At 71.0% G+C, this 13,933-nt stretch carries 13 protein-coding genes; 9 read left to right on the top strand and 4 right to left on the bottom strand.

Translation table 11 applies throughout. The features are described 5' to 3' along the window. Positions 1-16: 16 nt before the first annotated feature. A complete protein-coding gene (locus tag ACGFNU_RS41660) occupies positions 17-316 on the bottom strand; it encodes a hypothetical protein (RefSeq protein ID WP_392602149.1) in 300 nt (99 codons plus the stop codon). Further along, the gene (gene mca, locus ACGFNU_RS41655) at positions 316-1,191 is read right to left on the bottom strand and encodes a mycothiol conjugate amidase Mca (RefSeq protein WP_392602444.1); all 876 of its coding nucleotides are present in this window, start codon (positions 1,189-1,191) and stop codon (positions 316-318) included. The genes ACGFNU_RS41660 and mca overlap by 1 nt, the downstream gene beginning before the upstream one ends. 122 nt (positions 1,192-1,313) lie before the next feature. Between mca and ACGFNU_RS41650 the strand changes: the two genes are divergently transcribed. Then, positions 1,314-1,694, top strand: coding sequence for a DUF4307 domain-containing protein (locus ACGFNU_RS41650; protein WP_392602148.1), 381 nt, complete (start codon positions 1,314-1,316; stop codon positions 1,692-1,694). A 127-nt stretch (positions 1,695-1,821) separates the two neighbouring features. After that, entirely contained in the window at positions 1,822-2,322 is a 501-nt protein-coding gene (gene greA / locus ACGFNU_RS41645) for a transcription elongation factor GreA (protein WP_151565612.1), read from the top strand. 90 nt (positions 2,323-2,412) lie between these two features. On the opposite strand, the gene ACGFNU_RS41640 is transcribed toward greA, so the two are convergent. Next, entirely contained in the window at positions 2,413-2,970 is a 558-nt protein-coding gene (locus ACGFNU_RS41640) for an Lrp/AsnC family transcriptional regulator (protein WP_392602147.1), read from the bottom strand. 122 nt (positions 2,971-3,092) lie between these two features. Here ACGFNU_RS41640 and hppD point away from each other — a divergent pair, with 122 nt between their 5' ends. From hppD to ACGFNU_RS41605, 7 genes are all read left to right on the top strand, one after another. Continuing rightward, positions 3,093-4,187 (top strand): 4-hydroxyphenylpyruvate dioxygenase, encoded by a 1,095-nt coding sequence (gene hppD / locus ACGFNU_RS41635; protein ID WP_392602145.1) that lies wholly within the window; start codon positions 3,093-3,095, stop codon positions 4,185-4,187. Between the two features lie 70 nt (positions 4,188-4,257). Further along, on the top strand, positions 4,258-4,938 hold the full coding sequence (locus tag ACGFNU_RS41630) for an RDD family protein (protein WP_392602144.1): 681 nt from the start codon (positions 4,258-4,260) through the stop codon (positions 4,936-4,938). Between the two features lie 88 nt (positions 4,939-5,026). Continuing rightward, positions 5,027-6,019 (top strand): RDD family protein, encoded by a 993-nt coding sequence (locus ACGFNU_RS41625; RefSeq protein WP_392602143.1) that lies wholly within the window; start codon positions 5,027-5,029, stop codon positions 6,017-6,019. Between the two features lie 60 nt (positions 6,020-6,079). Then, positions 6,080-7,606 (top strand): M1 family metallopeptidase, encoded by a 1,527-nt coding sequence (locus ACGFNU_RS41620; protein ID WP_392602142.1) that lies wholly within the window; start codon positions 6,080-6,082, stop codon positions 7,604-7,606. Positions 7,607-7,739: 133 nt separating this feature from the next. Continuing rightward, positions 7,740-9,452 (top strand): M1 family metallopeptidase, encoded by a 1,713-nt coding sequence (locus ACGFNU_RS41615; protein ID WP_392602141.1) that lies wholly within the window; start codon positions 7,740-7,742, stop codon positions 9,450-9,452. Beyond that, positions 9,449-10,903, top strand: a complete 1,455-nt coding sequence (locus ACGFNU_RS41610; RefSeq protein ID WP_392602140.1) for a M1 family metallopeptidase — start codon at positions 9,449-9,451, stop codon at positions 10,901-10,903. The genes ACGFNU_RS41615 and ACGFNU_RS41610 overlap by 4 nt, the downstream gene beginning before the upstream one ends. Positions 10,904-11,124: 221 nt before the next feature. Then, positions 11,125-12,558, top strand: a complete 1,434-nt coding sequence (locus ACGFNU_RS41605; protein WP_392602139.1) for a M1 family metallopeptidase — start codon at positions 11,125-11,127, stop codon at positions 12,556-12,558. A 51-nt stretch (positions 12,559-12,609) separates the two neighbouring features. Here ACGFNU_RS41605 and ilvA read toward each other — a convergent pair whose 3' ends face one another. Then, a complete protein-coding gene (gene ilvA / locus ACGFNU_RS41600) occupies positions 12,610-13,833 on the bottom strand; it encodes a threonine ammonia-lyase (RefSeq protein WP_392602138.1) in 1,224 nt (407 codons plus the stop codon). Positions 13,834-13,933 lie beyond the last annotated feature (100 nt).

Here is a 13,933-nt window from a genome sequence, read left to right as displayed (position 1 = left end):
ATGCCCGAGACGAAGGTCAGGCGGTGCCGCCGCTCTCCTTTTCGGCGGGCTCCGCGTCGGCCTTGGGGGACGGCGCGGCCTTCGCGGACGTGGCGGACGGCGCGGACGGCGACGGCTTCGCGGCCTTGGCGGACTGCGCCGCCTCCCACTCCCGCTGCTTGAGGTCGGCCTCGCGCGGCGCCTGGATCCTGCCGATCTGCTTGTTCATCGAGCGGATCAGGAAGACCAGGGCGACGACCAGGGCGAGGAAGACCCCGAAGCCGAGGAAGCCCGGCGTGACGGTGTCATCGTTCAACGGCATGGCCAGCGGGAACACTACAAAGCCACCTTCTCCCGGATACCGGCGAACAGGTCGTCCTCCGGCAGCTCGGTGTCGACCAGGGACCTGGCCAAATGGTAGTCCTCCGTCGGCCATGCCTCACGCTGGAGGTCCAGCGGGCACACGAACCAGAAGCCGTTCGGGTCGATCTGGGTGGCGTGGGCGAGCAGCGCCTGGTCGCGCGTCTCGAAGTGGTCGGCGCACTGCACGCGGGTCGTCACCGCCCACGGCTGCGGCCGGCCCTCCATGTTCTTGAGCCACTCGCCGTAGGGCGACTCGATCCCGGCCTTGGTCATCGCGCTGTCGAGCGCGACGAGCCGGTCCTTGGTGAAGGTCATGTGGTAGTAGAGCTTGAGCGGCTGCCACGGCTCGCCGGTGCCCGGGTAGCGGTCGGGGTCGCCCGCGGCCTCGAACGCCTCCACCGAGACCTCGTGGGTCTTCACGTGGTCGGGGTGCGGGTAGCCGCCCTTCTCGTCGTAGGTGAGCATCACGTGCGGCCGGAACTCGCGGACGGCCTTCACCAGCGGCTCGGTGGCGGCGTCGAGGGGCTCCAGGGCGAAGCAGCCCTCGGGCAGCGGCGGCAGCGGGTCGCCCTCCGGGAAGCCGGAGTCGACGAAGCCCAGCCAGCTCTGCCGGACGCCGAGGATCTCACGCGCCCGCGCCATCTCCTCCTCGCGGACCTTGCCGATGTCGGCTTTGATCTCGGGGCGGTCCATCGCCAGGTTGAGGATGTCGCCGCGTTCGCCGCCGGTGCAGGTGACGACGAGCACCTCGACCCCGTCCGCGACGTAGCGGGCCATGGTCGCCGCACCCTTGCTCGACTCGTCGTCAGGGTGGGCGTGCACGGCCATGAGCCGCAGCGGTTCGGACACCTGCTCGGGCACCTCGGGATCTCCCTCTGGAGGCTCTTGGCGGACCCCGGTGCGGAGCACTCGCCACGACGGAAGAGAATTGTTCCTGACAACGTCCGCACCCCGCACGGAGATTCCCCGCGATGGCCACGAGCGCCCCAGCCGCACCGACCTCATCCCGCCGCGGCAAGTTCGGCCTGGTGGTGATCGGCCTGCTCGCCGCCGTCTGCGCGGGCGGCTGGGCGATCATCATGGCGAACGTGGGGCAGCAGCCCGGCATCGCCAAGCAGACGATCACCTACAGCGTACTGAGCGACTCGTCCGTGCAGATCAAGTATTCGGTCTCCAAGGGCGAGGCCGACGAGGTGCGCTGCGTGGTGGACGCGTTCGACACCGACTTCGCCGTGGTCGGCAAGCGGGAGATCACCGTGCCGCCCGGGACCAAGACCATCACGCGGACGGACGTGCTCCCGACGAGCAAGCGGGCCAACGGAGCCCGCGTCGAGAGCTGCCGCAAGGTGTGAATCGGCTGGTGGAAGCCCGCCGGTGGATGGCCGGTTGCAGGGGGCCTCAAGGGGGAACCTTTACCTCTGCACACCGGATAGGCTAGAGGTTTCACCCGGCCGCATTTCATGTGGATGAGGAGTATCCGTGACCGAGACCCGCGCTGACAACGTCACCTGGCTGACCCAGGAGGCGTACGACCGGCTCAAGTCTGAGCTGGACCATCTGTCGGGCCCGGGCCGCATCGAGATCGCAGCGAAGATCGAGGCGGCGCGGGAAGAGGGCGACCTGCGCGAGAACGGCGGCTACCACGCGGCCAAGGAGGAGCAGGGCAAGATCGAGGGTCGCATCCTCCAGCTGCAGAGCATCCTGGAGAACGCGCGCGTCGGCGAGGCGCCGCGCACCGAAGGGGTCGTCGGCCCGGGCATGACCGTCACGATCTCCTTCGAGGGCGACGACGAGGAGGTCACCTTCCTGCTCGCCTCGCGCGAGGAGAGCGGCGCCCCCATCGACGTCTACTCCCCCAAGTCCCCGCTGGGCGCCGCGATCAACGGCAAGAAGGTGGGCGAGAAGGCGTCGTACTCCCTGCCCAACGGTCGCAGCATGACCGTCGAGATCCTGGACGCCACGCCGTACCAGGGCGCTTAATCTCTTCCCCCTTGACCAGGGGGATCGCAGGCCGGGCCTTTATCGCGGCCCCCGCCCACCCATGAGCGGGCTAGCCGCATTCGAAGACTTCTAGTCGGTCCGCCGCTCCATCCGGGGTGGCGGACCGCCGGTTTTTCCAGGCCTCGCCGCGCTTCCGGCCCTCCCCTGCCCGCCCGTCCGCCTGCCCGCCGCCGCCCGGACGAGCGGGAGCGCGCGCTGCCGCACCTGGGTGGCCAGCGAGATCACCGAGGACGCCCGCTCCACCCCCTCCACATCGACGATCATGTCGATGACCCGTTGCAGGTCCTGGTTGCTGCGGGCCACCACGCGGCAGAGCATGTCGTTCTCCCCGGTGATCGTGTGCGCCTCGATCACCTCCGGCACCCCGGCCAGCCGTTCCGCCACCGGATCGTGCCCGCCGGCCTGCCTGATCTGCAGGGTCACGAACGCGGTCACCCCATAGCCCAGCGCGCCCGGATCGACCTCCGGCCCGAAGCTCCGGATCACGCCGTCCCGCACCAGCCGGTCGAGCCGCGCCTGCACCGTGCCGCGCGCGACGCCGAGGCGCCGCGACGCCTCCAGCACGCCGATCCGCGGCTCGGCGGCGAACAGCTCCAGCAGCCGCGCGTCCAGGTCGTCGATCGTCACCCCAGCCCTCCCATGGTCACCATGTACAGAAAGCCCGGCGTTACCCGTCGGTCACCCGGCAGATTGCCCAGTGATTCAGACCACTGTTGCGCAGTCTGTAGTCGATTGTCGAGATTGGGGGCATGGATGAGTTCCCGGTCAAGGGCATGGACGCCGTCGTCTTCGCCGTCGGCAACGCCAAGCAGGCAGCGCACTACTACTCGACCGCTTTCGGGATGCGCCGGGTGGCCTATCGCGGCCCCGAGAACGGCAGCCCCGACGAGGCGGTGCACGTGCTGGAGTCCGGCGGCGCCCGGTTCGTCTTCCGCGGCCCGGTGCGGGCGGGCACCGACCTCGGCCGCCACGTCGCCGAGCACGGCGACGGCGTGGTGGACCTGTCCATCGAGGTCCCCGACGCGGAGGCGGCGTACCGGCACGCCCTCGCCAAGGGCGCCACGGGACTGGCCGAGCCGTACGTCATGGAGGACGAGCACGGCAAGGTCGTGATCGCCGCCATCGCCACGTACGGCGAGACCAGGCACACCCTCGTCGACCGCAGCAACTACTCCGGCCCCTACCTGCCGGGCTTCGAGGCCGCCGACCCGATCGTGGAGCCTCCCGCGGCCAAGCGGTACTTCCAGGCGATCGACCACTGCGTCGGCAACGTCGAGCGCATGAACGAGTGGGCCGACTTCTACCACCGCGTCATGGGCTTCACCGACATGGCCGAGTTCGTCGGCGACGACATCGCCACCGAGTACTCCGCGCTGATGTCCAAGGTCGTCGCGGACGGCACCCGCAAGGTCAAGTTCCCGCTGAACGAGCCGGCCGAGAGCAGGCGCAAGTCCCAGATCGACGAGTACCTGGAGTTCTACGGCGGGCCCGGCGTCCAGCACATCGCCCTGGCCACGGGCGACATCCTGGCTTCGGTCGACCAGATGCGCGCCGCCGGCGTCGAGTTCCTGGAGACCCCGGACTCCTACTACGAGGACCCCGAACTCCGCGCCCGCATCGGCGAGGTCCGCGTCCCCGTCGAGGAGCTCCAGAAGCGCAAGATCCTCGTCGACCGGGACGAGGACGGCTACCTGCTGCAGATCTTCACCAAGCCCGTGCAGGACCGTCCCACGGTCTTCTTCGAGCTGATCGAACGGCACGGCTCGCTGGGCTTCGGCAAGGGCAACTTCAAGGCGCTGTTCGAGGCCATCGAGCGCGAGCAGGAGCGCCGCGGCAACCTGTGAGCCCGCCTCGGTCCCCCGTGGACCCCTCCTCCCTCTCGGGGGGCCGAGGTTTACGCCACAATGGGCCGTCATGACCCCCCAGGACCCCTCCCCCGAGTGGCAGCCCCCTGAGCCCGAGCGTCCCCGTCCCTACGAGGGAACGTACGGCGGAGTGCGGCCCCCGGCGCCCGGGGGCGCTGTGCCCCCGGGGCCCTACCCGCAGCAGGGACCGTACGCGCCGCACGGACCGGAACTGGCGAGCCGCTGGGCCCGCCTCGGCGCCTCCCTCCTGGACGGCTTGATCGTGGGCGCCGTCTCCGCGCCGTTCCTGATCCAGGCGATCCGCTGGAACGAGCTGGACGAGATCGCCCAGTCCGGCCGGTCCACCTCACCGCTGGACGCGTACGACATCCCGCGCCTGATCGCGGGGTACGCCGTCGCGCTCGTCCTGGGCTTCGCCTACTTCACGATCCAGCACGCCAGGTCGGGCCAGACCGTCGGCAAGCGCGCGGCCGGGATCCGGGTCGTCCGGGCCGACGACAACGGCGCGATCACCTGGCGCCAGGCCGTCCTCAGGCAGGTCGTCGTCTACCTCTTCAACGCCGTCGCGGGTGTGGCCAACTTCGTCTTCCCCCTCATCAGCCTGGTCGGCGTGCTCGACCCCGCCTGGATCCTGTGGGACCCCCGCCGGCAGTCCCTGCACGACAAGGCCGCCGGGACGCTGGTCCTCAAGGTCGACCACCGCGCCCCGAATCCCTACCGCCGGGACTGATCCACTTCTGGTCCTCGTTCGGGAAAGCTTTGGCCTGGGCGAGGCGTGGCGGTGTTTCGGCGGCCGGACACGGGCTCACGTTGTCGGCATGACCCAACCGCCGCACGATCCCGCACCCGGGGAGCAGCCGGACGACGAGCCCGGCACCAGGCCGCCCGCGTACAGCGAGCCGCCCCCGCACGGCGAACAGCTTCCCTACGACCGGCCGTCCGCGAAGAACGAGCCGCCCCCGTACGGGCAGCAGTCCCCGTATGGCGAGCAGCGCGCCTACGGCGAGCAGCCCTCCTACGGGCAGACACCGTCGTACGGGCAGACACCCGCGCCCGGGGAGCAACCTCCCTATGGCCAGCAGCCCCCCTCCGGCCAGCAGCCTTCCTATGGTCAGCAGCCGCCATATGGGGGCCAGTCGCCTTATGGGGAGCAGCCGTACGGAGGAGGCCAGCCACCGTCCGGGGAGCAGCCGTACGCGGGAGGGCAGCCGCCGTACGGGGAGCGACCGCCTCCGTATGGGGGCCCGGGACAGCCTCCTTACGGCGGGCAGCCTCCGCACGGAGGCCTGCCCGGGTACGGGGGCGGAGACAGCGGTTACAACGATCCCGCCGCGGGGCTGGCGAGCATCGGCCGGCGTCTCGGCGCCGGCCTGATCGACCTCGTACTGGTGTTCGTCGTGACCAGCGTCATCTCGCTGCCCTTCGTCGACTGGAACCGCGTGTTCGACCCGGAGAACGGCGAGTCGGTGACGTTCTCGGCCGGGCAGGGGCTCGCGAACGTGATCGGCGCGGTGCTGGCGTTCCTCTACTACTGGCTCATGACCCGGACGTCCGGCCAGACGCTGGGCAAGAAGGCCCTCGGCATCCGGGTCGTGCGGGAGGAGGACGGCGGGGCCGTCGCCAACGGCCAGGCTCTCAGCCGTGCGGGGCTCTACGTCGTGCTCGTGATGATCTGCTGCTGCGTGGCGGGGATCGTCGACGTGGCGTGGATCCTGTGGGACGCGCGGCGGCAGGCGCTGCACGACAAGGTCGCGCACACGGTGGTGGTCAAGGTCCAGGCCGGGGCGCCCAGCCCGTACACCGGTCACTGACCGACTTCGGCGGTAGATCCAAGTTGCCCAGACCGCCTCCGCGACGGCAGTCTGGGCACCGTGACTTCGGCCGGACGCTCCCGCAGACCCCTTCTCCGCCGCCCAGCCTCGCGTGGGCTGGCCGCGCTCGCCGTCGCGGGGGCCCTGACGGGCTGTCAGGTCACGATCGGCGACAAGGACACCGCCGACCCGAGCCCGCCGCCACCGCCGAACTCCGGGACGGGCGGCCCGAGCGGGCCCGACACGGCGGGCGACCGTTATGTGCCGGGCGACGGCAACGGCGGTTACGACGTCCAGCACTACAAGCTCAAGCTCGCCATCACGCCGGGCGGAGCCAAGGAGCTCGACGGCACGGCCGAGATCACGGCCACCGCCACCGAGCGGCTGAGCCGCTTCAATCTGGATCTGACCGGGCTCGACGTCGCCGAGGTGACCGTCGACGGGGCCCCGGCGCAGCAGCAGCGGCAAGGCAGCGAGCTGATCGTCTCCCCGGCCAAGGCGCTGGAGAAGAACGCCAAGTTCACGGTGTCCGTGCGCTATTCGGGCACGCCGCAGCCCGTCGTGGACCCGATCCTGGGCCGGTACGGCTGGATCCGCACCTCGGACGGGGTCTTCGTGGCCTGCCAGCCGAGCGGCGCGCACACCTGGTTCCCGAGCAACGACCATCCGAGCGACAAGGCCACGTTCGACTTCGAGGTCACGGTGCCCGCGGGGCTGACCGCGGTGGCCAACGGCGAGCCCACGTCCAACGTGCCGAGCGGCGACGGGTCGGCCACTCCCGGCGACGGCCCGGACATCATCCCGGCCGCGGCCAGCCGCCGCGCGGTCACCACGAGCTGGCGGGTCAAGGACCCGATGGCCACCTATCTCGCCACGGTGACGGTGGGCCGGTTCGGCGTGAAGACCGGCAAGACGCCCGGCGGCATCCCGATCATCTCAGCGGTCGACCCGTCGGTGCCGGCCGTGCGGCTCGACGCCTTCCACGCCAAGAACGCCGAGGTCACCGACGAGCTGGTGAAGCTGTTCGGCCCGTTCCCGTTCACCTCCACGGGCGGGATCGTCGACAACGCGGCGGTCGACTTCGCGCTGGAGACGCAGAACCGGCCCGTCTACAGCGCCCTCGGCTCCGACCAGACGATCATCGCGCACGAGCTCGCGCACCAGTGGTTCGGCGACAGCGTCAGCGTCACCAAATGGCAGGACATCTGGCTCAACGAGGGCTTCGCCACCTACGCCGAGTGGATCTGGAGCGAGCGCGTCGGCAACGAGACGCTCCAGGCGAAGTTCGACGGCCTGTACGCCGACGCCGGCAACCGCGAGCTCTGGAACGTCCCGCCCGGCAACCCCGGCCGCGCCAACATGTTCGGGCGCTCGGTCTACGACCGGGGCGGGATGACCCTGCACGCGCTGCGCAAGAAGGTCGGCGACGAGAAGTTCTTCGAGATCCTCAAGACCTGGGCCAAGGAGCGGCGCCACTCGAGCGGGACGACGCCGCAGTTCGTCCAGGTCGCCGAGCGGGTGTCCGGGCAGCGGCTCGACACGTTCTTCGACGCGTGGCTCTTCAAGCGGGGCCGCCCCGCGCTGTGACGCCCGCCGGGTGATCGTTTCCGTACTCTGCGGGTGAATGTGCGGCAAGGGCTCGGAAAAACCCGGCCAAGTGACGCGACGCCGCGCCTGGACGGCCAGCAGTGTGGGCCGGGTGAACGGGCCTTGGGGACGCATGACCGCGGCGACCACCGCCGCCGCCGTGCTGGTAACGATCAACGGCAGTGAGACCGCGACGGCCGGCGCGGCCGACCCCGGCGGGGAAGGGCGGCCCACGGCCGAGCCCTGTCCGCCGAAATCCGCACCGGCGCCTTCGCCGAAGCCGGCATCGACGCCCGCGGCATCGCCCGCGGCTACACCTGCGGCCTCGCCCGCGGGCGAACGGCTGTTCCGCCGGCTCGCGGTGCCGCCACCCGACGCTCCCGCCGCCGCGTCCGTCCCGGCGCCACCACCCGGTGCGGCGAGCGGCCCGGTCCCGCACGCCCTGCAGAGTTCCGGTCCCGACACGCCTCCCGGGCACAGCACCGCGCTCGACGGCTGCGACCCCGGGACGGGCGGGACGTCCGGCCCCGTGCCGGCGCGCGCCTCCGTCGGCAAGCCGGGTGCGGCCGGAATGGGCGACCCGTACTTCCGCGAGGCGGGCAACGGCGGCTACGACGTGCTGCACTACGACGTGGCGCTCGCGTACGCCAAGGGCGGCAAGGTCGACGCGACCGTGACCGTCACCGCCGAGGCCACCCAGGACCTGTCGCGCTTCAACCTGGACTTCCGCGGGCCCAAGATCGTCGGCATCACCGTCGGCGGGCGGCGCGCCGCGTACCGCCGCAAGGGCCAGGAGCTCACGGTCGTTCCCGCCGCGGGGCTCAAGGCCGGCACGGAGTTCACCACCGTGGTCCGCTACTCGGGCCGGCCGGGCCCGGTGCGCAACGGCTCGCTCGGCACGTACGGCTGGGTGCCGAGCAAGGACGGCGCGGTCGTCGTCGCCGAGCCGGACGGCGCGCCCACCTGGCTGCCGGTCAACGACCACCCGAGCGACAAGGCCACCTACGCCTTCCGCATCACGGTGCCCAAGGATCTGCGGGCGCTCGCCAACGGCTCGCCCGGCCAGGTCGTGCGCCAGGGCGCCACCACGACGTACGAGTGGGCCGAGAAGTCGCCGATGGCCCCCTACCTGGCCATGGTGGCGATCGGGAAGTTCCGGGTGAAGCACGGCATGGCGGGCCGGACGCCGGTGATCACCGCCGTGGACCCGCGGTTCCGGAAGACCGCCGGGGCCCTGCACAAGACCACGGTCAAGGCCCTCGCCTGGGAGTCCTCGGTCTTCGGGCCGTACCCGTTCGCCACCGCCGGCGGCATCGTGGACGACCCGCGGCTGGACTACGCGCTGGAGACGCAGGAGCGGCCGGTGTACGCCGGGTTCGCACCCGACGACGACTTCATCGTGCACGAGCTGGCCCACCAGTGGTTCGGCAACACCGTCAGCGTCACCCGGTGGCAGGACATCTGGCTGAACGAGGGCTTCGCCACCTACGCCGAGTGGCTGTGGCGGGAGCGCGGCAAGAAGGACTCCGCCAAGAAGATCTTCAAGCGCTACTACCGGCAGCCGGGCGGGTCGCCGATCTTCAGCCCGCCGCCGGGCAGGCCGGGCCGCCGCAACCTGTTCAGCTTCTCGGTCTACATCCGCGGCGCCATGACCTTGCAGGCCCTGCGCCAGCGGGTCGGTGACAAGGCCTTCTTCACGATCCTCAAGACCTGGCCGGCGGCGCACCGCGACGCCAACGCGACCACGCCGCAGTTCGTCGCGCACGCTGAGAAGGTCTCCGGCAAGCAGCTCGACAGGCTGTTCAAGGTCTGGCTCTACACGAAGGGCAAGCCCAAGAAGTGGTGAACAAGCCTGCCGCGGCCCGTCGTACGGCCGCGCTGCTCCTGACGCCCGCGCTCGCCGCCGCCGTCCTGCACGCCCGTGAGCAGGGCGGCGCCGCCGGACGTCCCGCCGCGGAAGGTTCGGCGGTCCCCGCACGCGCTGCGGCCGAGACGTTCACGGCGGGTGCGCCGGGTGTGGGCGACTCGTACTTCCCGGACGCCGGCAACGGTGGCTACGACGTCGGGCACTACGACATCAGCCTCGACTACGTGCCTCGTGGCCAGCGTGTCTCCGGCACCACGACCATCACCGCGAACGCGACCCAGAACCTCGCGCGGTTCGATCTGGACTTCGTCGGCAACAAGGTCCGCTCGGTGAAGGTGAACGGTGCGCCGGCCACGTTCGCGCGGCATGGCCAGGAACTCGTGGTCACACCGCGCGGCGGGGTCGCGAAGGGCGACCGGTTCACCGTCGCGGTGACGTACGCCGGTTCGCCGCGGCGGCTGCACGATCCCGTGCTCGGCCAGACCGGCTGGATCCCCACCGCCGACGGCGTCGCCACGCTCTCGCAGCCGGTCGGCTCCGCGACCTGGTTCCCGCTGAACGACCACCCGTCGGACAAGGCCACCTACGCGTACGCCGTCACCGTCCCGAAGGGCCTCTCGGTGGTGGCGAACGGCGAGCTCGAAGGTTCGGCGAACGCCGGCGGCAAGAGCACGTTCAGGTGGCGGTCGGCCCAGCCGATGGCCGGTTATCTGGCGCTGATCGCGATCGGGCGGTTCACGACGCTCGACGGGCGGTCGCCGGGCGGTGTCCGCACGTTCACCGCCGTCGACCGCGGCAACCGCAGCAGCCCCAAGCGCCTCCAGGAGCTCACCGCCGACGTGACCGACTGGGGCACGCGGACCTTCGGCCGGTTCCCCTTCGACTCCACCGGCGGCATCGTCGACGATGTGCCGGTCGGGTACGCGCTGGAGACGCAGAACCGGCCGATGTACCCCGGCGGCGCGAGCGTCACGCTGATCGTCCACGAGCTGGCCCACCAGTGGTTCGGCGACAGCGTCAGCGTCGCCCGGTGGCAGGACATCTGGCTGAACGAGGGCTTCGCCACCTATACCGAGTGGTTGTGGAGCGAGCAGCACGGCGGCCGCAAGGCCGAGGCGTTCTTCGCCAAGGCGTACTCGCGGCCCCGCAACTACCCGGGCTGGAAGATCCCGACGGCCGCGCCGGGACGGAAGGGGCTCTTCGAGTCGTTCCCGGTGTACGTCCGCGGGGCGATGACGCTGCACATGCTGCGCAAGACCGTCGGCGACGCCGCGTTCTTCCGGATCCTGCGGGCCTGGACCGCCGAGCACGCGCACGGGAACGCCACGACGGCCGACTTCCGGAAGCTCGCCGAGCGCGTCTCGGGCCGCGACCTCGACCGCCTGTTCGACGCGTGGTTGTCCACCCCGCGCAAGCCGAGCCCCCGCTGAACGAAGGACCACCTCCGCCTGGGGATGGCTTTTAACCGAAAAGCTGGCCCGAACTGGCCGATTTGATACCAAATCGCGCTTGCACGGCTATTGATCAGCCGAAATTCTTGGGGCTGCCGTGCTTTTCTGGGGGGCGACCCCCAGACCCCCGCGGACTCCCCATCACGCCTTGCTTCGCGGCGGCGTGCGGGGCCCCAACGACTCCTCCGAGGACGAGGTCGATGAGCAGATCCCCCAAGGTTCTGGCCGCCGTGGCGCTGACCGCCACCGCCGGCCTTCTTGTATCAGCGGCCCCCGCCCAGGCCACCGCCGTCCGGTTCACGCCCGGCGCCCCCGGGGCGGGTGACCCGTATTTCCCCGACATGGGCAACGGCGGCTACGACGTCGCCCACTACGACATCGGGCTCAAGTACGACCCGGCGACCAAGGGCGTCCAGGCCGTCACCCAGATCAAGGCGCGCGCCACGCAGAACCTCTCGCGCTTCAACCTCGACTTCCTGGGCCCGCTGAAGATCTCGGCGCTGCGCGTGGACGGCAAGAAGGCCGCCTACAAGCGCACGGGCGCCCAGGAGCTGGAGATCACGCCGCCCAAGGGGCTGCGCGAGGGCAAGCGCTTCTCGGTCGCCGTGGCCTACTCCGGCGTGCCGCAGACGATCAATGACCCGGCGCTGGGCGTGTCCGGCTGGGTGCCGACCGCCGACGGCGGGATCATGCTCAACCAGCCCATCGGCGCCGCGACGATCTACCCGGTGAACGACACCCCGCTCGACAAGGCCACCTACAGCATCACGCTGGCCGCGCCGAAGGGCCTGGCGACGCTGGCGAACGGCGACCCGGCGGGTTCGTGGACCAAGGGCGGCCTCGCGGTCTCCCGGTGGAAGATGCGCCAGCCGATGGCCAGCGAGCTGAGCATGATCGCGATCGGCAAGTACGACGTGCTGCGCACCAAGCTCCGCACCAAGAACGGCTCGATGCCCAACATCACGGCCACCGACCAGCAGCTGGGCATTTCGGCCGCACTGGCCAAGGACTTCAACAAGCAGACCGGCGACTACCAGAACTACCTCGCCACGATCTTCGGCGCCTACCCGTTCTCCTCCACCGGCGGTATCGCCGTGAAGGCGAACGTCGGCTACGCGCTGGAGACCCAGGGCCGCCCGGTCTACGACCTCACCCGGCGTCCCGGCACCATCCCGCGGCCGGACCTGCTCGTCCACGAGCTGGCCCACCAGTGGACCGGCGACAGCCTGACGCCGAAGCGCTGGGCCGACATCTGGCTCAACGAGGGCTTCGCGACCTACTCCGAGTGGCTGTACTTCGAGAAGTACACCGGCAAGCCGGTCCAGCAGACCTTCGACGAGGTGTACGCCACCCCGGCCGACGACGACCTGTGGAAGCCGAAGACCGCCGACCCGGGCCGGGACAACATCTTCCACCCGACGGTCTACGACCGCGGCGCCATGACGCTGCACGCGCTGCGCAAGGCGATCGGCGACAAGAAGTTCTTCGCGCTGGCCAAGGCCTGGCCGACCGCCAACCGGTACGGCAACGTCAGCACCGCGGACTTCATCCGCTTCGCCGAGAAGATCTCCGGCAAGCAGCTGGACGCCCTCTTCCAGAAGTGGGTCTACACGTCCGGCAAGCCCACCCTCTGATGTAGGTGATCGATCGGTCACGGTGGTCCCTCGCCGGAGGGGCCACCGTGATCAGCTCAGCGTCAGGGTGTAGCCCTTGGCGCGCAGACGACCGAGGACCTCTTCGCCGTGGTCGGAGCCTCGCGTCTCCAGGTGGAGCAGCACCTCGGCCTCTTCGACGTGAAGGCGCGCGGCGACCCGCTCGTGCATCACGTCCAGCACGTTCACGCCCAGCTCGGCCAGCTCGCTGAGCAGCGTCACCAGCGCGCCCGGCCGGTCTTTGAGCCGGCAGCGGACGACCATGTAGCGGCCCGCCCCGGCCAGCCCGTGGCGCAGCACCTTGGCCATCAGCAGCGGGTCGATGTTGCCGCCCGACAGCAACGCGACGACGGGCGTCCGGACCGCGTACGAGTGCTCCAGCAGCGCGGCGACGCCCGCCGCGCCCGCCGGCTCGACCACCAGCTTGGCGCGCTCCAGGCAGAGCAGCAGCGCCTGCGAGATCGACTCCTCGGTCACCGTGACGACGGCGTCGACCAGCTCGTTGACCAGCTCGTAGGTGAGCTCGCCGGGCGCGCCCACCGCGATGCCGTCGGCCATCGTCGGGTTGACCTCGACGCGCATCGGCCGGCCGGCGGCGAGCGACGGCGGGAAGGCCGCGGCCCGCTTGGCCTGGGCGCCGACGACCTTGATGTCGGGCCCGCCGCGCTCGCGCGCCACCGCCCGCAGGGCCACCGCCACCCCGGACATCAGCCCGCCCCCGCCGACCGCGCCGACGACGGTGCGGACGTCCGGGCACTGCTCCGCGATCTCCATGCCGATCGTGCCCTGCCCGGCGACCACGTCGGGGTGGTCGAACGGGTGGATGAGCACGGCGCCGGTCTCCTCGGCGCGGGTCTGGGCGGCCACCAGGCAGTCGTCGACCGTCGGCCCCGGGAAGACCACGTCCGCGCCGTAGCCGCGGGTGGCGGCCACCTTGGGCAGCGGCGCGCCCTCGGGCATGAACACGGTGGCCTTGCAGCCGAGCATGGCGGCGGCCAGCGCGACGCCCTGGGCGTGGTTGCCGGCGCTCGCCGCGACCACGCCGCGGGCCCGCTCGCCGTCGCTGAGCCGCGCGATGCGCACGTAGGCGCCGCGGATCTTGAACGAGCCGGTGCGCTGCAGGTTCTCGCACTTGAGGTAGACGGGCCCGCCGACGATCTCCGACAGCACCCGGGAGTGGACCAGCGGAGTCGGAACGATCACTCCGCGCAGCAGCTCCTGGGCCGCGCGGATCTCATCGGCGCTGACGAGGTCCATCCCCGCATCCTCTCACCCCGGGAGACCCGTCCTGACCCATCCCTCACGGCCCGCTGACCGGCGCCCGACCGGCGCCCGACCGGCGCCCGACCGGCGCCCG

Source organism: Spirillospora sp. NPDC048911, from assembly GCF_043198015.1.
GTDB lineage: Bacteria > Actinomycetota > Actinomycetes > Streptosporangiales > Streptosporangiaceae > Spirillospora.
This window is presented reverse-complemented; position numbering and strand designations above follow the sequence as displayed.